Consider the following 19715-nt stretch of genomic DNA (forward strand, 5'->3'; position numbering starts at 1 on the left):
CCGGTTCAGCCGCGCAGGTACGCGTCCACGACGTGATCGCTCTCGAGCAATTCGTCGCCGGTCCCCTCGGTGGCGATGCGGCCGTTCTCCAGGAGGTACGCGCGGTCGGCAAGTTCCAGCGCCCGGTCGACGTGTTGCTCGACGAGGAGGACGGTGATGTCGGTGCTGATCTCCTCGATCTTCTGAAAGACCCGCTCGGCCAACTGCGGGGCGAGCGCGCCGGAGGGCTCGTCGAGCGCCAGGACGTCCGGCTGGGCCATCAGTCCGCGACCGATCGCGAGCATCTGCTGTTCGCCGCCGCTGAGCGTTCCGGCCTTCTGTTCTCGACGTTCCTCGAGGACGGGAAACATCTCGAAGATCTCCTCGCGGGTCTCGTCGAATTGGTCGCGGTGCGTGAACGATCCCATCCGGAGGTTTTCGTAGACCGTCATCTCGTCGAAGAGGTTTCGCTCCTCCGGCACGTGGACGAAGCCGAGATCGATGATCTCCTCGGCGGGATGCCGAGAGATGTCCTCGCCGAGGATCTCGATGGACCCCGCCGACGGCTCGAGGAGGCCCGACAGCGTCCGGAGCAGCGTCGTCTTCCCTGCCCCGTTGGGTCCGACCAGCGTGACGACCGAATCCGACTCGTCGACGGTCATCGACACGTCCCAGAGGACCTGGAGGTCCCCGTAGGCGACGTCGATCCCGTCGACGTCGATCAGCGTCACACTTCCACCCCGCCGAGGTAGGCCTCGGCGACCTCCGGATCGGCCTGGACCTCCGCGGGCGTGCCGTCGGCGATCTTCTGCCCCTGATTGAGCACGATGATCCGATCGGTCGCACCCATGATCGCGTCGACGATGTGTTCGATCCAGAAGACGGAGATTCCGAGGTCGGCGCGAATCCGCGTGAGCGTCTCCGTCAGCGCGTCCAGTTCGGCCGGCGTGAGTCCGCTGCCGATCTCGTCGACGAGGACGAATTTCGGACCGGTCGCGAGCGCCCGCGCGAGTTCCAACAGCTTCCGGTCTGCGATGTTGAGGCTCCCGACGGACTCGGTCACCTGGTCGTCGAGGCCGACGAACTCGAGGCACTCGTAGGCCCGCGATTCCGCCTGGTCTTTCGAATCTCCGTTACCGAAGACGGCGCCGATGGTGACGTTATCGAGGACGGTCGACTCGTTGAACGTCCGCGCCGTCTGGAACGTCCGCGCGACGCCGGCCGTGGCGATCTCGTGGGGTTTCTTGCCGGTCAGCTCCGTGTCGTCCAGGACGATCGTCCCCGACGTCGGCGGATGGACGCCCGTGATCGCGTTGAACAGCGTCGTCTTTCCGGCCCCGTTCGGCCCGATCACTCCCACGATCTCCTCGTCACCGATCTCGAAGGTGACGTCGTCGACGGCGACTAGACCGCCGAACGATTTCGTAACACCCGTCGCCCGTAGCATGGTATGCGATTTCGTCGCGTCCGATATAAATGATGTGGGAGACAGGCGCATGATTCGGGACGAGCGGGGAGCCATAGCGTACTTATGCCAGACCGTGACATTGACAGTCATGTCTTCGCGCTCATCCCCCGAGCAGACCGACGATCGTCTCGCGGCCCTCGTCGACGACCTCCTCGTCCGCGATCCGGCCGTCCACGCGGCGGCCCTCGACGAGCTCGCGGACGTGGGCGATCGCCGCGTCGTCCCGCACCTGATCGAGACGCTCGTGATCCACGAGATCGGCGGCGACTGGGAGCAGTTCGGATTTCCCGAGGTGCTCCGCGACCGCAGCCCGCCGCGGTACCTCGAGCTCCCGGAGGCTCGCTGGCCGGGTGTCCGAGACGCCTTGCAGACGATCGCTGAACCGGACTACGACTCCGACTACGCCTGGGTCGAGTGGGAGACCTGGTACTCCCAGCAGGGGATCGAACCCCTCGAGGGATTCGACGAGTGGAAACTGCAGCTCTACCGGTCGTATCTACCGCCCGTGGGACGCCTGCTCGACGCCGAACCGCGTGCGTTCGATCTGCGGGATATCCGCTGGGGGAACTGCGACCCGTCGTTCCTCGCGGCGTGTAACGAACCGGACTTCGTCCCGGGCGACGCCGTCGCGACGGACGCGGAGAGCGAAGCCGGCGAGTACGACCGCTATCTCGACCCCAAGGACGCCGTCTTCGGGTTCACCGTCGGCGACACCGCCTACGCCGTCCCGCGGTGGGTGCTCTTCCCTCACGAGTTGGCGAACGTGACCGTCGACGGGACGCCGCTGACGCTCACCTACTGTACGCTCTGTAACGCGCCCATCTGCTACGACCGGCGCGTCGGCGATCGGTCCTTGACGTTCTCCAGTACCGGGATGCTCCTGGACGGCAACAAGGTCATGTTCGACGAGGAGACCGAGAGCCTCTGGAGTCAACACCGCGGCGTCCCGATCGCGGGCGAGTACCTCGACGGCGGCGGCGACGCGTCCCTCGACGTCCGCCCCGTCACGCAGACGTCTTGGGCCGAGTGGCGCGAGGCCCACCCCGAGAGCCTCGCGCTGGACATCGACACCGGTTATGACTTCGACTACCGGTTCTACGAGGACGATATCGGCTTCTTCCGCCACTACTGGAACGACGAGGACGCCGTCCAGCCGGGCGTCGAAACCGCCGACGGCGCGTTGCCGGAGAAGACCGACGTCTACGGCGTAACGACCGACGACGGGACGACCGTCCGCGTCTATCCCGTCGACGACGTGCCCGACGACGGCGTCTGGACCGACGAGATCGACGGCCGGTCGGTCGTCGTGCTCCGGGACGAGACGGGGGACGTGGCCGTCTACGAGGCCCCGCCGACGCCAGTCGAACGGGACGACGACGCGCTCGTCGACGCCGAGGGGACCCGCTGGCGGCCCGGTCGCCAGGCGCTCGCCGGCGAGCGCGAGGAACGCGGCGAAAGCGGCGAGCCCGACGGCCGCGAACGACCGAGGATGCCCGGACGTCACGGGCTCTTCTTCGCCTTCCGGTCGCAGTACGAGACCGTCGAGGTCGGCCCGACCGGGACGTAGACGCGGCCGTCAGTCGGCGGCCGCTTCGAAGGCCGCGCGGAGGTCGTCGGGAACCGGAACGCCGCCGTCGCCGTCGACCGGGACGCAGACGCGGTGTTCCGTCCCGCTGAAGACGACCGCCCCGTCGTGGGTCGCCCGGTAGTCCAGGCGAACGCTCGAGTCGCCGACCTCCGGCGTCAGTTCGATCTCGACCTCGTCGCCGGCGTTGACCTGGCCCTCGAAGTCGAAGTCCATCGAGACGAGCGGGAGACCGATCCCGTGGTCCTCGGTCAGTTCCCAGAACGGCCAGCCGATCGACTCCATGAACATGTCCGACGTCTCGTGGATCGCGTCGATCAGCCGCGGGTAGTGTGCGATCCCGAACGGATCAGTGTCCGAGAATCGAACCGTCCACGTTCGTGTGAAACTCATGGGATATACGGTGACCGAACGCGTCGAGTTTCATAAACATACTCCTCTCTCCCGCCTCCACCCGACGACACGCTGCGGCGATCGATAGTCCTGCGGAGTCGGCGATTTCGCTGGCCGAGAGGGGCGCGCCGAGCGCAGCGGGTCGCGCCGAGCGAGCGACAGCAGTTATTTAACCGAAAAACCTGAACCGTTTGCTGTGGGCCCCGATAGCGATAATCACGGCACTAATGTACCCGCGCCGGCGCTAGAGCACGTCCTCGAACTCGACGTCGAAGTCGAGGAGCCGATCGAGATCGGCGACACCGGCAATGGCCGGCGTCGCATCATCCCGATCAGCGGCGGGACGGTGTCGGGCCGCTGCGGGGGGACGATCCTGGCCGCGGGCGCGGACTACCAGGTGTTCCGCGAAGAGCGAGCGACCGAATTGGTGGCCAAGTACGCGTTCGAGACCGACGGCGGCTCGCGCGTCTACGTGGAGAACCGCGGGATCCGCGACGCCTCCCCGGAGACGAAGCGGCGGCTCCGCGACGGGAAGCCGGTCGATCCCGACGACGTCTACTTCCACTCGGTCCCGGCGTTCGAGACCGCCGACCCCGACCTCGAGTGGCTCACGCGGAGCATATTCGTCGCAGCGGGAATTCGGCAACCGAACGGCGTGAAACTGGCGGTGTACCGCGTCGGCTGACGGGATCGGATCGCCAGGCGGCGAAAGCGAGACCGAGGACAGTTCCCTCGTCGGCGATATCCGCCCCGCTGTGGGTCGACGAACCCGCTCGTTGCGACGCCGCGAGCGCCGCGGTTACAGGTCCGCGACGACGGACTCGTGTGCGGCCGCCAGGCGCTCGCGCTCCTCGTCGGCGAGTTCCCACTCGACGATCTCGCTGACGCCGGACGGCGTCAGCGTCACCGGGACGCTCAGACAGCCGTCGTCGAAGCCGTACTCGCCGTCCAGCGGCGTCGAGAGGCAAACCGGGTCGGCGGGCGCGTTTGCCGTCGCAGCTGCGTCGGCCCCCGTCGACGTCCGCTCGGCGAACATCGTTCGGATTACCCGCACCACCCCGGCGCTCGTGACCCAGCGCGACGTCTCGGCGGCGCCGCGTCGCGCTGCGATCTCGAAGGGAACGCTCCGGACGTACTCGCGGACGGCCGCGCGCTGGTCGTCGGTCAGCGTCGTCGGCTCGCCGTCGATGCGGAGCCGCGAGAAAACCGGCACGACGCCCTCGCCGTGTTCGCCCATGACGGGGCAGTAGACGGTCGCCGGGTGCGAGTCCGTCAGCCGCCCGATCTCGTGGGCCGTCCGCGCGGTCTCCGACAGCGAGTAGCCGAGAACGCGCTCCCGCGGCCAGGCCAGGCGGTCCCAGAGTCGATACGTGAGCCGGTCGATGGGGTTCGTCAGCACGAGGACGGGAACCGGGTCGATGCCCTGCAACTGCTCGGCCACGTCGTCGACGATAGCGCGGTTGGCCTCGAGTTCCGCCTCGCGAGCGTCGCGATCGGTCGCGTCGTCCGGCCGCGGCGCGGCGGCGGTGACGATCGCGAGGTCGGGGGCCGGATCGAGGTCGGGAAGTTCGTCGGGGCCGACGGCCCGGACGGTACCGAACGATGCCGCGCGGTCGCCGTCGACCGGAGTGGTCGCGGCGTGGAACGTAGCGTGGGTGATATCGACGGCGTGGGCCCACGCAGCCTCGGTCGCCGGGTCGACGAGCGTGATATCGATCGTCGGGTCCGTCGTCGCCAGCGTGTAGGCCACCGTCGAGCCGATCGTGCTTGCGCCGCCGATCACTGCAATGTGCATAGATTACGGATCACACGCTACGCTGGGAGGGCGGCTCACTTATAGATTGCAACGGACTGAACGGTCCGCGCTCGGAAACCAAACTCGTCCTCGAATCCAACCGTCGGGTCGCGCCCTCAGGACCAGCTGAGCAGCCGCGCCCGGAGGATCCGCAGCGCTCGGTCGAGGGCGAACCCCAGGATCATGATTGCGATGAGCGACGCGTACACCTGCGCCGAATCGAACGAGCGGACGCCCTGAATCTCGAGGTGGCCCAACCCGCCGCCGCCCGCGACCATCTCGAAGACGAACGTGACGATCAGCGAGATCGGCAGCGCGATCTGGATGCCCGAGATGATCCCCGGCGCCGCGGCCGGAATAACGACCCTTCGGAGCAGCCCTCGGTCCGAGGTGCCCATCATCCGCGCCGACCAGATCAGGTTCTCGTCGACGTCGCGGGTCGCGTTGCGGGCGTTGATCGCCACCGGCCAGAAACAGCCGACGGCGACCAGCACGATCTTCGGGAGGTCGCCGGTCCCGAACCAGAACATGAACACGGGCACGAGTGCGATCACCGGCACCGGGTAGCCGACCTCGATAATCGGGTCCCAGAACCAGGCCATGAGCCGGTTCCGGGCGGACAACACGCCGACGACGACGCCGAGGACGCACGCGATCACCAGGCCGACCAGCGCCCGGCGAAACGTCAGGTAGGCGTGCTCGATCATCGTCCCGTCGACCGTCAGCTCGTAGAAGGTCGCGAGGACGTCCGACAGCGGCGGCAGGAAGTAGTAGTGGATCATGCCGTTCTGGGCGGCGTACTCCCACAGGAGCAACACGAGCACGAGCGAGTAGATCGACTTTCCGACGGCGACGACGTCGTTCCGGTCGACGGCCGCGGCACGAGTTACGTCCATCGAACCACCTTCCGTTCGAGCCACTCGTAGCCGCGGACGGCGAAGAATGCCGCCCCGGAGATGATCACGAGAACGGCGAACATCGACGTGTAGTTCCCGATCTGCCCGTACCGGAGGATCTCGAACCCGATGCCCTGGTTCGAGGCGATGAGTTCGGCGCTCACCAGCGCGATGAACGCGATCGGGATCGCCTGGCGGATCCCGGTCAGGATGCTCGGGATCGTCGCGGGGACGACGACCTTGATCGGGATCTTCCACGAGGGCATTCCCATCATCTGAGCCGACCAGATCAGGTTCCGATCGACGTCTCTCGCGGCGTTGTAGCTGTTGAGGACGATCGGGAGCAGGCAGGCGAGGAAGACGATCAGGATCGCCGTCTCCGTGCCGACGCCGAGCCAGAGGATCGCCAGCGGCACGAGCGCGGCCTTCGGGATCGGATAGAGAAGCGCCAGGAACACCTCGAAGACGTTCTCGATCGGCTTCGACCGGGCCATCCCGACGCCGAGCGCCACGCCGACCGCGATGCTCAGTCCGAGCCCGACCGCGATCCGGTAGAGCGACATCTGGAGGTGCGGGAGGACCTGCCCGCTCGCGAGCAGGTCCCACGTGACTCGGAAGACCGCCGTCGGCGGCGGGAGGATCTCGCTCGAGACGACGGTGCCGCTTGCCAGTTCCCACAGCCCCGCGACGATGACCAGTGGGATCCACTCGACGACGAACCAGGCGACCCGTCGGAACGGGGCCGGGAGCGTTTCGTCCAGCGCGTCGAATCTGAAGTCGGCGTAGGACATGGGCTTAGAGTTGCGCCTCGGGGGTCGTTTCCTCCCGGAGCGATTGCCAGACGTCGTTTTTCGTGGCGGTGTACTCGTCGGACATGATGATCTCCTCGCGGGGTCGAGAGCGATCGAGGTCGATCTCGACGGTGGTCTTCTTCGTTCCGGGATGGCGGGTCATGATCATCACGCGTTCGGAGAGGTAGACCGCCTCCTCGACGTCGTGGGTGATGAACATGACCGTCTTCTCGAGGTCGCGCCAGATATCGATGAGGTGGTCCTGCAGGGACTCGCGCAGCGGTTGGTCGAGCGCCCCGAACGGCTCGTCCATCAGGAGGATCTTCGGATCGTACGCCAGCGTCCGCGCGAGCGCGACCCGCTGTTTCATCCCGCCCGACAGCTCCTTCGGGTACTTGTCCTCGAAGCCATCGAGGTCCATCATATCGATGAACCGCTGGGCGGTCGACCGGCGCTCCTCCTTACCGACGCCCGCCTCCTCGAGCCCGTAGGTCACGTTTCCCATGACCGTCCGCCACGGGAAGAGCGCGTAGTCCTGGAAGACGACGCCGCGATCGGTCCCGGGGCCGTCGATCGGGTCGCCGTCGACGGCGATCGTCCCCGACGTCCCGTCGAGGAAGCCGGCGACGAGATAGAGCAGCGTGCTCTTCCCGCAGCCGCTCGGTCCGACGACGCTGAGGAATTCCCCGCTGGGGACGTCCAGCGAGAGGTCCTCGACCGCCGTCGTGCGTTCGTCTCCCGACTCGTACACCTTCTCGAGTTCCGAAATCGTAACTTGTCCGTCAACCATCGTATTCGTGTCTCGCCCGTGCGTTCACGGCTCGGGTCTGGGTCTTGGTCTGGGTTCGGGGTCGGTTCATGGTCGGGCTCCGTGGGTCGGCTCAGGGCAGGTACTCGTTGGTCGCGTGCTCCTCGACGTCGAACGTGTCGTCGGTAAAGCCCATCTCGTGCATCTCGTCTATCGCGAACTGAAGGCGATCGAAGTCGATCTCGATCTGGTCCCGGTAGTAGTCCTGCTCCGTCAGGAAGAACGAATCGACTAGCTCTTCCGGGATCTCGAAGTGCTCGCTGGCCAGCGAGACGACCTCGTCGCGGTTCTCGAACATGTAGTCGACGACGTCGACGTAGTCTTCCATCCACGATTGGACGGCGTCTTCCTTCTGGTCTAAGGCGTTGTTCGACGCGACGACGTACGCGAACGGGTACTCCCCGTCCCAGACGTCCTGACTGGAGAACACCTCGTTGAAGCCGTTGTTCCGTGCCTGGGGCGCGAACAGGGCCGGGTAGATGGCGACGTCGAAGATCCCGTCCTCGAGACCGGCCGTGAACGTGGGGAAGTCCTGTTCGACGAATTCGACGTCCTCGTCGGGATCCAGGCCGAGTTCCAGAAGCTGGCGCTGGTACACCGAGTGGATGCCGGTCCCCAACGAGTTGACGCCCAGGGTCGCACCTTCCATGTCTTCGGGTTCGGTGATGTCCGAGTCGCTGTGCGAAAAGATGGTGAACCCGTAGTAGTCGTCGTGTGCGTCCCAGAAGTCGGTCGCGAGCATCGTGATGTTGCCGGGGACGGCTTCCTGCATCACCGCCGAGGCGTAGCTGACCGTCGTCACGAGACAGATGTCAGACTCGCCGGCCGCCAGCGCGTTCAGCGAGTCCGGCGTGCTCGAATCCTGCGAGACGTTCAGCTCGTACTCGTCGCCGATGTTCCCGAGCTGATCCTGAATATCCGGGATGTCGAGCAGCGACCCCAGGTTCTCGATGGGAACGGTGAAGTTGAACCCCAGCGCATCGTCGCCGCCTCCCCCGCCGACGCAGCCGGCCAGGCCGGTGAGGCCGGCAGCGGCGACCGCAGTGCCGGACTTGAGGAATGTTCTCCTGCTACGTGGTAGCATACTCCTTCGTATATCCGTATAGTGGTAAAAAGATTGTGATGGAATGTTACCCGACGGAATCGGCTGATGTTTAACAGCGGCACAGTCGGCGGTCGAACCAGTCGAAGGTCGGAAGAAAAACGGGGCTGATTCGGTACTACCGTTCGAATTCGCCTCGTTGCGGTCGTTTCCACCGGTGCTAGGCGTTAGAACTCGGTAGCAGGCCGACGATCGACGACCGCCGGTCGTCAGTCGGCGATCGATGACGGTTCGGGACCGATCGAGCGACGGGCGGCGAGCAGCGGGCGGCGAGCGGCGGACGTCCGCGAAACGGTGGGAGGGAGTAGCAAAGATTTATACGGTTGATGCAGACATGTTGAGCCGTACTATGGACGACAGCCCACGACCAGTGACCCCAGCGCCGGCGTCGGTCGACACCGGCGTCGATCCGCTCTCGCAGGGGGATCTGGAGATCGAAACGTACCGCGTGGTACGTCCCGACGGGTCGTTCGACGCCGATCGGGTCCCGGATCTCGACGACGACGAACTCCGCGATCTCTACCGCTGGATGCTGCTGCAACGCGTCTACGACGATCGGGCGACGAAACTACAGCGGCGCGGCCGGCTCGGCACGGTCGCTTCGGGCCGCGGGCAGGAAGCCAGCATCGTCGGCAGCGGCTACGCGCTCTCCCGGGACGACTGGATCTTCCCGTACGGTCGCGAGGCCGGCGCGCTGTTGATGCACGGGCTTTCGATGCGCGATCTCCTGTTGTACTGGCGCGGCATCGAGGACGCTTCGCGGATGGAGGGCGCGAACGTCTTCGGCATGGCCATCTCGATCGGCTCACACATCCCGCTCGCGACCGGCAAGGCCTGGGGGATGCGACTCGAGGGCCAGGACGCCGTCGCGTTCGCGAACCTCGGCGACGGAGCGACCTCGACCGGCGCGTTCCACGAGGGGATGAACTTCGCCGGCGTCCTCGGCGCGCCAGCGGTATTCTTCTGCCAGAACAATCAGTACGCGATCTCGCTGCCGTTCGACGAGCAGACGAACGCCGAGACGGTCGCCCAGAAGGCCCTCGCTTACGGTCTCGACGGCATCCGCGTCGACGGCAACGACGTGCTCGCGGTCTACAACGCGGTCTCGACCGCCCGCGAACGCGCCCTCGACGGGAACCCGGTCCTGGTCGAGGCCGTCACCTACCGGCGCGGCGCGCACACGACCAGCGACGACCCGACGCGGTACCGCGCCGACGACGAGGTCGACGAGTGGAAAGAGCGCGATCCGCTGGAGCGCTACCAGGCGTTTCTCGAGGAGACCGGTCGATGGGACGCGATCGACGAGGAAGCGATCCGCGAGGAGATCGAGGAAGAATTCGATGAGGCGGTCGACGCCGCCGACGCCTTCGAGGAACGCGGCATCGAGGAGATCTTCGAGTACCTCCACGAGGAGATGCCGCCGGAACTGAAACGGCAACTCGAGGAGTTCCGCGAGCTATTGGAGGAGCGACCCGACATGGACGACTACATCGAACGGCGGCCGAAGGGGTGACCAGTTATGAACGCGACAATCATCGACGCGATCAACGACGCACTGCACGAGGAGATGCGAAACGACGACCGGACGCTCGTCTTCGGCCAGGACGTCGCCGAGTCCGGCGGCGTGTTCCGGGCGACCGACGGGCTCTTGGAGGAGTTCGGCTCCGATCGCGTGCTCGACACCCCGCTCTCGGAGATCGCGATCGTCGGCGGCGCGGTCGGCCTGGCGACCCACGGCTTCCGCCCGATCGCGGAGATCCAGTTCTCCGGGTTCCTGCCGCCGGCATTCGACCAACTGGTCACGAACGCCAGCCGCATCCGCTGGCGGACCCGCGGCGAACTCACCGCGCCGATGGTCGTCCGGACGCCCTACGGGGCCGGCGTGCGAGCGCTGGAACACCACTCCGAGAGCCTGGAGGCGATCTACGGCCACGTTCCCGGTCTCAAGGTCGCGATTCCGTCGACGCCCCACGACGCCAAGGGGATGCTCATAAGCGCCATCCGCGATCCGGATCCGGTCCTGTTCATGGAGCCGAAACACGTCTACCGCTCGCTGCGCGAGGAGGTCCCCGAAGGGACCTACACCGAACCGCTCGGCCAGGCGGCCGTGCGACAGGAGGGCGAGGACGTCACGGTCATCTCGTGGGGCGCGATGATGCACAAGACCCTCGAAGCCGTCGACAACCTCGACGACGTCGACGCCGAGGTGATCGACCTGCGGACCATCTCGCCGCTCGACCGAGCAACGATCACCGAGTCAGTCCGGAAGACCGGCCGCTGCGTCGTCGTCCACGAGGCAGCCAAGACCGGCGGCCTGGCCGGCGAACTCATCGCGACGATCAACGACGAGGTCCTGATGTACCTCGAAGCGCCGGTCGAGCGCGTGACCGGCTTCGACGTGCCCGTCCCGCTGCTCTCGATGGAGGACTACTACATCCCGCACCCGCCGCGGATCGAGGAAGCGATCACGGAAACCGTCGCGTACTGACGGCCGTCGACTCCTTCAGGTCGCGACGGTTTCGTTCCCGTTCCCGTTTCCGTTCTCGCGCGTTTCCGATTCGCTAGCTTCGGTTTCCGATCCGCTATCGATTCACCGGTTCAGCGTGTGAATCGTCCGCTCCCGCGCGTTCTCGGCTGCCTCCATCACCGCCTCCGAGAGCGTCGGGTGCGCGTGGACGGTGCCGCCCAGGTCCTCGAGTCTCGCACCCAGTTCGATCGCCAGGCCGAGCTCGCCGATCAGTTCCGACGCCTCGGGCGCGACGGCCTGGCCGCCGAGGACGAAGCCGGTCTCCGCGTCGGCGACGAGCCGCACGAACCCGTCGGACTCGCCCAACGTGAGCGCGCGGCCGCTGGCGCGCAACGGCATCGTTCCGACGACGGGGTCGTACCCGGCCGCCGCCGCCTCCGCCTCGGTCAAGCCGACGGTCCCGATCTCGGGATCGGTGAACACCGCCGCGGGGATCGCCCGGTGATCCAGCGCCGCGGGTTCGCCGGCCGCGACGCCGGCGGCGACGAGCCCCGCCGCGCTGGCCTCGTGAGCGAGCATCGGCTCGCCGGCCACGTCGCCGACCGCCATGACGTGGTCGACGGCGGTCCGCGCGTGCTCGTCGGTCGGGAGGAACCCGCGCTCGTCCGGTTCGAGACCGATGGCATCCAGCTCGAGGCCCTCGGTCACGGGCTCGCGGCCGACGGCGACCAGGACGCGATCGGCGTCGTAGACGCGCTCGTCGCCGTCCTCGCGCTCGGTGACGACCTCGATTCCGTCGCCGTCGGCGTCGCGCCACTCGCTCGCGCGCTCGCCGAAGTGGAAGTCGATGCCCAGGTCCGCGGCGCGCTCTCTGACGACGCGGGTGACGTCGTCTTCGTAGTTGGGAAGCGCGTCGTCGAGCGCCTCGACGACCGTGACGTCGGCGCCGGCCTTCGTGAACGCCGTCGAGAGCTCCATTCCGATGTAGCCCGCGCCGACGACGACCAGGGCCTCCGGGACGGCGTCGGCGTCAAGCGCGTCGCGCGAGGACCAGACCGGCTCGTCGCCGAAGTCGAACCCGGGCAGCGATATCGGGCGGCTCCCCGTCGCGATGACGGCGTGCTCGAACTCGACGGACTCGCTGCCCTGTCCCTCGCCGCCGTGGGCGATGCGGACCGTGTGTTCGTCGACGAACGTCGCCGTTCCCTCGATCAGGTTCACGCCGTTGGCCTTGCAGAGCTTCTCGACGCCGCCGGTGAGCCGGTCGACGACGCCGTCCTTCCACTCGACCAGCGTCCGCATGTCGACGGTCGGGTCGGCGCGGACGCCGAACTCCTCGGCCTGGCGGGCCTCGTGGGCGATGTCCGTGGCCGTCAGCAACGCCTTCGAGGGGATACAGCCGTAATTGAGGCAGGTCCCGCCGTAGGCGTCCTTCTCGACCAGGGTCGCGTCGAGTCCGTGTTGCGCGGCGCGGATCGCGGCCGTGTAGCCGCCCGGTCCGCCGCCGATGATCAGTACGTCAGTGCCGGTGGGTACGTCTCCGACGACCATTATTCGAGTAGGAGCAGTTCCGGTTCGTTCAGGTACCGTTTGACCTCGTTCGTGAACCGCGCGGCCTCGGCGCCGTCGACGATCCGGTGATCGACCGACATCGAGATCGGCAGCGTCGGCCTGGCGAGGAGCTCGCCGTCCTCGGCCCAGGGGCGTTCTTTCAGCGAGCCGAGCGCCAGGATGCCCGCTTCGGGATGGTTGATGATCGGCGAGGCGTACTCGCCGCCGATGGCGCCGATGTTGGTGATCGTGAAGGTGCCGCCCTGCAGTTCGTCGAGGCCGATCGACCGGTCGCGGGCGCGGGCGGCCTTGTTGTCGATCTCGCGGGCCAACTCCAACAGTCCCTTGCGGTCGGCGTTCTCGATCACCGGGACCATGAGCCCGGCGTCGGTCGCGACGGCGATCCCGATGTTATACTCGTCGTGGAGGACGATCTCCTCGCGCTCCTCGTCGAGTTCGCCGTTGATCGCCGGCACCTCCTTCAGCGCCGCGACGACGGCCTTGACCGCGAACGGCAGGTACGTGAGCTTGACGCCCCGCTCTTCGGCCCGCTCCTTGAGCCGACTGCGCGCGTCGACGAGTTCGGAAACCTCGACCTCGTCGTGGTGGCTCACGTGGGGCGCCGTGTACTTCGAGGTCGCCATCTGCTCGCCGATCGTCCGCCGAACGCCCGCGTAGGGGATCCGATCGCCCGGTCGTGGGCCGTCGGCCTGGTCCGCGCCCGTCGATCCCCGCGACTCTGTCGCGGTCTCGGCTGCGGCCTGTGATCCTTCCGCGGCCAATACCGCAGACTCCGGTCCCGGTGCCGATGACGCCGGCGGAGCGCCCGCCGAGCCTGCCGCGTACGAACGCACATCCTCCGGCGTCACGTACGGCTGGCCGTCCCGCCGCTCGCTCGCTGGCACGTCGTCGACGTCGACGCCCTCCTCGCGGGTCAGGCGACGCGTCGCCGGCATTGCTAGAGTTCGATCGCGGCCGGCGGCCGCCTGCGGCCGCGACTCGGCCGAATTACTCCCGCATCCGAGGTCGGGGCTTTCGACACTGACGGCGTCGGTCTCGATGGACGCGGACTCGGCTTCGACCGTCCCGGATTCGGGTCCGACTGCGCCGATGCTGGCGGACTCGGACGGGGTTTCCGCGTCCGATTCCGTCTCGGTCGCGGCCGCCTCCCCGGCGGCGTCGCGGACGTCCCGTTCCGAGAGCCGACTGCCGGGATCGGCCTCCTGTACGGCGGCGAGGTCGACGCCCAATTCCCGCGCGAGCCGCCGGACGCTCGGCGGCGCGAACACGCGCCCGTTCGGGATCGCCTCGTCTTGGTCCGTCTGATCCGGCTGATCGGTCCGTCCCGTCCCGGCATCGCCGTCGCCTGGCGGCGCGGTCGAGTCGGCCCGGTCGCCTGCCGTCTCCGATTCCGACGCACCGGTATCGCTCGGCGCGTCGGCCTCGTCGACGTCGAAGACGACGAAGGTCTCGCCGACGGGAATCGTTTCGCCTTCCGCGGCGCGCAGTTCCTCGACGACGCCGTCGTAGGCCGACGGGATCTCGACGAGCGCCTTGTCGGTCTCGACTTCCGCGATTGGTTGGTCTTCCGCGACGCGGTCGCCCGGCTCGACGAGCCAGGCGACGAGTTCGCCCTCGGCGACACCCTCGCCGACGTCGGGAAGCGCAAACTCCGTTCGCACCATGTAACAGTCACTCTCACACACTGGTGTATACAGTCTTCGATGCGCGAGCGGCGAGGTCGGGACCGGTTCACCGGTGCGGGTGCGCTCGCACGAGACGGCCGCCAGAAACGAATACCTATTAGTAGGAGCCGAACGGTTTATCGTGTACAATGACAACCAGCGACACAGGGCCGGAAACGCCCGTGAAAACGGCTCAGACGACGTTCAGGATCGTCGAGGCGCTAAAAACGCTCGACGGTGCGACGGTGACGGCGATCGCCGAGCGGCTGGATCTCCCGAAGAGCAGCGCGTACAACTACCTCAAGACCCTCGAGCACGAGGGGTACGTCGTCAGCGACGGCGGGGAGTACGAACTCGGGCTGCGATTCCTCGATCTGGGCGCGTACGCCCGCCAGAAGAAGAAATTGTACACCGTAGCGAAGCCGGAACTCAGGTCCGTCGCCGAGGAGACCGGCGAACTGGCCAACCTCCTCGTCGAGGAGAACGGACACGGGGTGTTCATCGTCCGGGAGCGCGGCCCGGACGCGGTCAACATCGATTCTTACACCGGCCAGTGCGTGCACTTACACACGACCGCGCTCGGCAAGACGATCCTCGCCCACCTCCCATCGGACCGACGGGACGAGATTATCGATCGGTACGGGCTGCCGGCGAAGACGGACCGGACGATCACCGATCGGGAGACCCTGCTCAATGAACTCGACGAGATTCGCCAAAACGAGGTCGCGTACGATCGGGAGGAGCGGATCAAAGGGCTCCACTGCGTCGCGGTACCGGTCTTCGAGGACGATCGGATCTCCGGCGCGATCAGCGTGTCCGGACCGAACAGCCGAATGGACGACGAGCGGATTCGAGAGACTATCCTCCCACAGCTCCGGCACGCGGCGAACATCGTCGAACTCAACCAGACGTATTCGTGACCCGCGATTCGGCGGTCGTCTCCCCATTGTTCGTGAGATCCGAATCGCCGTTCGGATACTGACCGATAGAGCCGTCCGAAGCGGACGGCAGTTCGGTCGAACCCGGACGACGGCCGCGTCTCGTCACGATCAGCGACCGGTAGTGCGATATTATTACAGGTATACGGATGTAAACCAGATCGCACGCAGAGCGGGGTGCGGCCGACGAGTCGACAATGAGTGGTTACGTTCCTTGATAACATCCCACATAAAAATTGTCCGGCCAGAGAGAGCGGGCCGTCGAACGCGCCGTGACGGATACCAGTGCCGTCTCCTGTGCGGATCGGCCTGGTCCGCGAACGGGGCCGTCACGCGTGTAACCCGACGGGCGAACGCAACGATCTGCCCCCGTGAATCGATCGCGCGGTCCGATTCGTAGCGTCGGAAAGGCGGTTCGGTTGTTACGAACAACGGGGCGGTAGCCGGCGATCCTTGCCCGACATATTCGGGCGTGATACGGCCTGTGTCTGGTATCTACGGCGGAGATACCGAGACCCCGAAACCCCGAAAAATCCGTCCACCGACGGCGGACGGAACCGGAGTACTAATCGCTACGACGTGGCGACCGCGCCGGAGGCGTCCGATCATCTCGGACACGCCTGAACGGCTATCCGTTCGAACGACACCGAACGACCATTCTACTCGACCGGTGTATCGCGTCCATCGTGCCCGATCACTGCGATGTCGTCGCCGTTCGAACGCCACTCGTTCTCTCAAAAGATATATGTACTATACTATCACACAGGTCTGTGATGACAAATGATACCATAGAGCAAATCTCGATCCTCGGTGCCGGCGGTATGGGCCACGGGATCGCCGCAGTCACCGCGTTCCGGCAGGATCGCGACCCGCAGTTCGAGGGGGACTGACCGTGACGCGAAACGTAGCGATCGTCGGCGGCGGCCACACGCGCTGGGGCGAGCGTGACGCGACCTGGAAGGACCTCGCCCAGGAGGGCGGGAAAGCGACGTTCGACGCCGTCCCCGACGTCGGCCCCGAGGACATCGAGGGGCTGTTCGTCGGCACGGTCCAGCCCGAACGGTTCTCCTACCAGACTCACGTCGCACCGATGGTGGCGGAACTGCTCGGCATCGAGGTGACCGAGATGATCGCTCGAACGGAACTGGCCTGCGCGAGCGGCCAGGCGGCGCTGCGGTACGCCTGGCTCGCGATCGCGGCCGGCCAGCTTGACGTCGCGCTCGTGCTCGGTGTCGAGAAGATGAACCTCGGGCGCGAGCACATGCCCGAGATGCAGGCCTCGATGTCGAACGTGCTCGATCGGGAGTTCGACGGCGTGAACGGACTGGCCGCGCCGCCGTTTTTCGCCTGGTACGCCCAGCGACACATGCACGAGTACGGGACGACCCGCGAGCAGCTCTCGGAAGTGGCCGCGAAGAACAAGAGCAACGCCGCAAAGACGGCGTTCGCGCAGTTCCAAAGCGAGATCGATCCGGAAGACGTCCTCGACTCGCCGGAGATCGCGCCCCCGCTGCACCTCTACGACTGCAGCGGTATCACGGACGGGGCCGCGGGCCTCGTCCTGATGAGCGAGGAGAAGGCCCGCGAGGTCACCGACACCGCGGCCTGGATCGCCGGCAGCGGACAGTCCTCGATGGCGGGTAACTCGATCAACAACCTGCCCTCGTTCGACGGCTGGCCCCAGGCCCGGAAAGCCTCGCAGTCGGCGTACGACCAGGCGGGCATCGAGGACCCGCTCGCGGAGATCGACGTCGCCGAGGTCCACGACTGCTTCTCGATCAGCGAGATCATCGAGTACGAAGAACTGGGCTTTGCCGAGCGCGGCGAAGGCGGCCAGTTCGTCGAAGACGGGCGGAGCCGCATCGACGGCGACGTGGCGGTCAACCCCCGCGGCGGGCTGCTCGGCTGCGGGCACCCGCTGGGCGCGACGGGGATCTCGCAGGCGCTGGAGGTGACCCGACAGTTCCAGGGAACAGTCGCGAGCGACCGCCAGGTAGACGGCCCGACGACCGGCCTGCTCCACAACTTGAGCGGGAGCGGGTCGGTCCACAGCGTGATGGTCTTAGACCGTGATCCGCAATGACTGACCCATCCGATTCGATCGACGGCGACCCGACCCCGAAGCGAGAGCGCGTCTCGGTCCCCGACGAAGTCGACCTCCCCAGGCTGCTCGACTTCTACGAGCTGCAGACCGAGGCTCAGACGGAGATCCACGAGTTCTACGACAACCTCCGGGACGGCCGGCTGACGACGACGCGGTGTACCGACTGTGAGGAGATCCACTACCCGCCCCGGATCGTCTGCCCCGAGTGTACAGGCGACGACCTCGAGTACGTCGATCTGCCCCACGAGGGCGAGCTGTTTGCCTTCTCGGAAGTGCGCGGCGGACTGCCGCTCGGCCTGGCGGAGCACGACGTGCCGTACGTCGTCGGGGTCGTCGACCTCGGTCCCGTGCGGCTATCGGCCCGGATCGACGACGCATCGTACGCGGACCTCGAGATCGGCGATCCGGTCGCGCTGAAGGTCGTCGAGATCGACGGGCCGACGGACGAGGACCGCGTGTTCTACCGCTTCGAACCGAGTAAGGGCCTATGAACGACTACGAACTCACCCTGCAGGTCATGCTCGAACGGGCCACTGACCTGTTCGACCACAAGGAGATCGTCTCCGAGGAACCGGACGGCACGACCCACCGGTACACGTACGCCGACGCGTACGACCGGATGGGGAAACTCGCGAACGCGCTCGACGACCTCGGCGTCGATCCGGGCTCGCGACTGTCGGTGATGGCGATCAACCACCACCGCCACTACGAACTCTACTTCGCGCTCCCCTGTAGCGGCCGGAGCATCCACATGACGAACCACATGCTCCCGGACGAGCACATCGTCGAAATCATCACCGAGGCCGAGGACGAGATCGTCTTCGTCGATCCCGATCTGATCGACACCGTGGAGGCCGTCGCCGACCAGCTCGAGACCGTCGAGCGGTACGTGATTCTCGACGACCACGTGCCAGAGACCAGCCTGGAACCGGTCCACGCCTACGAGGACTTGCTCGAGGGTCGGGACGCCGACTACGCCTGGCCCGACATCGACGAGGACCGGGAGGCGGGGATCTGCTACACCTCCGGCACGACCGGGCTCCCGAAGGGCGCGGCCTACTCACACCGGGACCTCTACCTCCACACGGTGACCCACAGCCACGTCGACGTCTTCGGGATCAGCGAGAACGACGTCGTGATGCCGGTCGTTCCGATGTACCACGTCAACGGCTGGGGACTGCCGTACACGGCGACGATGTGCGGCTCGAAGCTCGTGCTCCCGGGCCCGAAGACCGACTCCGAGCGGATCGCCGAACTCATCGACCGGGAGGACGTGACCGTCACCGCCGCGGTCACGACGGTGTGGCTGGAGATGGCCGACTTCTACGACGAGCGCGACGACGTCAGCCTCGAGAGCCTTGACCGCGTGCTCATCGGCGGTACGTCCCCGCCCGAGTGGCTCATGGAGAAGTTCGACACGGAGATCGACGCGCCGATCCACCAGGGCTACGGGATGACCGAAGCCGCGCCCCACCTCGTCAATACGATGACGACGACCGAGGTGCGGGACCTCCCCGAGAGCGAGCGATACCAGCAACAGATGAAACCGGGCGTCCCCGCGCCAGGCGTCCGCATCCGCCTCCGCGACGCGAACGGCGAGCCGGTGCCCCACGACGGGGAGTCCACGGGCGAGATCCAGGCTCGGGCGCCCTGGCTCATCGACGAGTACTACGACCGCCCGGAGGAGACCGCCGCGTCGTTTACCGACGACGGCTGGTTCGAGACCGGCGACGTCGGTGTCATCGACGAGTACGGCTACCTCGAGGTCGTCGACCGACTCGACGACGTCATCAAGAGCGGCGGGGAGTGGATCTCCTCGCTCGAACTCGAGAACGAACTGACGGCCCACGACGCCGTCGAGGAGGCGACGGTGATCGGCGTCGAACACGAGAAATGGGACGAGCGGCCGGTCGCCTACGTCGTCGCCGAGTCCGGCGTGGCCGAGGACGAACTCGACGACCACCTCCTTGACCGCTTCCCGAAGTGGTGGCTGCCGGACCGGGTCTTCTTTCGCGAGTCGATCCCGAAGACGTCGACCGGGAAACGCAACAAGAAGGAGCTCCGCGAGGCGTTCACCGACGAATACGGGTCGCTGCCGCTCGACGAGTAAGACCGCGGCTCGCGAACGCTACGCGTTCTCCGTTTCGCGTTCG

18 protein-coding genes are annotated in these 19715 nt (G+C 66.6%); 8 read left to right on the forward strand and 10 right to left on the reverse strand.

The window, feature by feature from the left end; all coding sequences use genetic code 11:
* Positions 1-5: 5 nt before the first annotated feature.
* Both BMY29_RS00490 and BMY29_RS00495 read right to left on the reverse strand, forming a co-directional pair.
* Complete coding sequence (locus BMY29_RS00490) at positions 6-710, reverse strand: ABC transporter ATP-binding protein (protein WP_074854592.1); 705 nt, start codon at positions 708-710, stop codon at positions 6-8.
* On the reverse strand, positions 707-1426 hold the full coding sequence (locus tag BMY29_RS00495) for an ABC transporter ATP-binding protein (RefSeq protein WP_049990238.1): 720 nt from the start codon (positions 1424-1426) through the stop codon (positions 707-709). The genes BMY29_RS00490 and BMY29_RS00495 overlap by 4 nt, the downstream gene beginning before the upstream one ends.
* Before the next feature lie 109 nt (positions 1427-1535).
* Between BMY29_RS00495 and BMY29_RS00500 the strand changes: the two genes are divergently transcribed.
* Positions 1536-3014 carry a DUF3179 domain-containing (seleno)protein gene (locus BMY29_RS00500; RefSeq protein ID WP_074854593.1) on the forward strand — a complete coding sequence of 493 codons (1479 nt, stop codon included), beginning with the start codon at positions 1536-1538 and terminating at the stop codon, positions 3012-3014.
* Positions 3015-3023: 9 nt separating this feature from the next.
* Here the strand turns inward: BMY29_RS00500 and BMY29_RS00505 are convergent, their stop codons facing one another.
* A complete protein-coding gene (locus BMY29_RS00505) occupies positions 3024-3425 on the reverse strand; it encodes an acyl-CoA thioesterase (protein WP_049990236.1) in 402 nt (133 codons plus the stop codon).
* A 196-nt stretch (positions 3426-3621) separates the two neighbouring features.
* Between BMY29_RS00505 and BMY29_RS00510 the strand changes: the two genes are divergently transcribed.
* Complete coding sequence (locus tag BMY29_RS00510) at positions 3622-4110, forward strand: DUF3237 domain-containing protein (RefSeq protein WP_049990235.1); 489 nt, start codon at positions 3622-3624, stop codon at positions 4108-4110.
* Positions 4111-4224: 114 nt separating this feature from the next.
* On the opposite strand, the gene BMY29_RS00515 is transcribed toward BMY29_RS00510, so the two are convergent.
* The 5 genes from BMY29_RS00515 to BMY29_RS00535 form a co-directional block, all read right to left on the reverse strand.
* Positions 4225-5220: a malate dehydrogenase gene (locus BMY29_RS00515; protein ID WP_049990234.1), complete on the reverse strand. Its 996-nt coding sequence runs from the start codon at positions 5218-5220 to the stop codon at positions 4225-4227.
* Positions 5221-5336: 116 nt separating this feature from the next.
* On the reverse strand, positions 5337-6116 hold the full coding sequence (locus BMY29_RS00520; RefSeq protein WP_049990233.1) for an ABC transporter permease: 780 nt from the start codon (positions 6114-6116) through the stop codon (positions 5337-5339).
* A complete protein-coding gene (locus tag BMY29_RS00525) occupies positions 6107-6907 on the reverse strand; it encodes an ABC transporter permease (RefSeq protein WP_049990232.1) in 801 nt (266 codons plus the stop codon). Before BMY29_RS00525 ends, BMY29_RS00520 begins: the two co-directional genes overlap by 10 nt.
* A 4-nt stretch (positions 6908-6911) precedes the next feature.
* Positions 6912-7697: an ABC transporter ATP-binding protein gene (locus BMY29_RS00530; RefSeq protein ID WP_241471282.1), complete on the reverse strand. Its 786-nt coding sequence runs from the start codon at positions 7695-7697 to the stop codon at positions 6912-6914.
* A gap of 91 nt (positions 7698-7788) precedes the next feature.
* Positions 7789-8799 (reverse strand): ABC transporter substrate-binding protein, encoded by a 1011-nt coding sequence (locus tag BMY29_RS00535; RefSeq protein ID WP_049990231.1) that lies wholly within the window; start codon positions 8797-8799, stop codon positions 7789-7791.
* Between the two features lie 367 nt (positions 8800-9166).
* Between BMY29_RS00535 and pdhA the strand changes: the two genes are divergently transcribed.
* A complete protein-coding gene (pdhA, locus tag BMY29_RS00540) occupies positions 9167-10330 on the forward strand; it encodes a pyruvate dehydrogenase (acetyl-transferring) E1 component subunit alpha (RefSeq protein WP_081985460.1) in 1164 nt (387 codons plus the stop codon).
* Positions 10331-10336: 6 nt separating this feature from the next.
* Positions 10337-11305, forward strand: a complete 969-nt coding sequence (locus BMY29_RS00545) for an alpha-ketoacid dehydrogenase subunit beta (protein WP_049990229.1) — start codon at positions 10337-10339, stop codon at positions 11303-11305.
* A gap of 102 nt (positions 11306-11407) precedes the next feature.
* Here the strand turns inward: BMY29_RS00545 and lpdA are convergent, their stop codons facing one another.
* Complete coding sequence (lpdA, locus tag BMY29_RS00550) at positions 11408-12835, reverse strand: dihydrolipoyl dehydrogenase (RefSeq protein ID WP_049990228.1); 1428 nt, start codon at positions 12833-12835, stop codon at positions 11408-11410.
* On the reverse strand, positions 12835-14520 hold the full coding sequence (locus tag BMY29_RS00555) for a dihydrolipoamide acetyltransferase family protein (RefSeq protein ID WP_049990285.1): 1686 nt from the start codon (positions 14518-14520) through the stop codon (positions 12835-12837). Before BMY29_RS00555 ends, lpdA begins: the two co-directional genes overlap by 1 nt.
* A gap of 149 nt (positions 14521-14669) precedes the next feature.
* On the opposite strand from BMY29_RS00555, the gene BMY29_RS00560 reads away from it, so the two are divergent.
* The 4 genes from BMY29_RS00560 (at position 14670) to BMY29_RS00575 (ending at position 19672) form a co-directional block, all read left to right on the forward strand.
* Positions 14670-15440, forward strand: coding sequence for an IclR family transcriptional regulator (locus tag BMY29_RS00560; RefSeq protein WP_049990227.1), 771 nt, complete (start codon positions 14670-14672; stop codon positions 15438-15440).
* Positions 15441-16350: 910 nt separating this feature from the next.
* Positions 16351-17541 carry a thiolase C-terminal domain-containing protein gene (locus BMY29_RS00565; RefSeq protein ID WP_173424906.1) on the forward strand — a complete coding sequence of 397 codons (1191 nt, stop codon included), beginning with the start codon at positions 16351-16353 and terminating at the stop codon, positions 17539-17541.
* Complete coding sequence (locus BMY29_RS00570; RefSeq protein WP_049990225.1) at positions 17538-18053, forward strand: Zn-ribbon domain-containing OB-fold protein; 516 nt, start codon at positions 17538-17540, stop codon at positions 18051-18053. Before BMY29_RS00565 ends, BMY29_RS00570 begins: the two co-directional genes overlap by 4 nt.
* Positions 18050-19672, forward strand: coding sequence for a long-chain-fatty-acid--CoA ligase (locus BMY29_RS00575; protein ID WP_049990224.1), 1623 nt, complete (start codon positions 18050-18052; stop codon positions 19670-19672). The genes BMY29_RS00570 and BMY29_RS00575 overlap by 4 nt, the downstream gene beginning before the upstream one ends.
* The last annotated feature ends 43 nt before the right edge of the window (positions 19673-19715 follow it).

It is taken from the genome of Natrinema salifodinae, assembly GCF_900110455.1.
Taxonomy (GTDB): domain Archaea; phylum Halobacteriota; class Halobacteria; order Halobacteriales; family Natrialbaceae; genus Natrinema; species Natrinema salifodinae.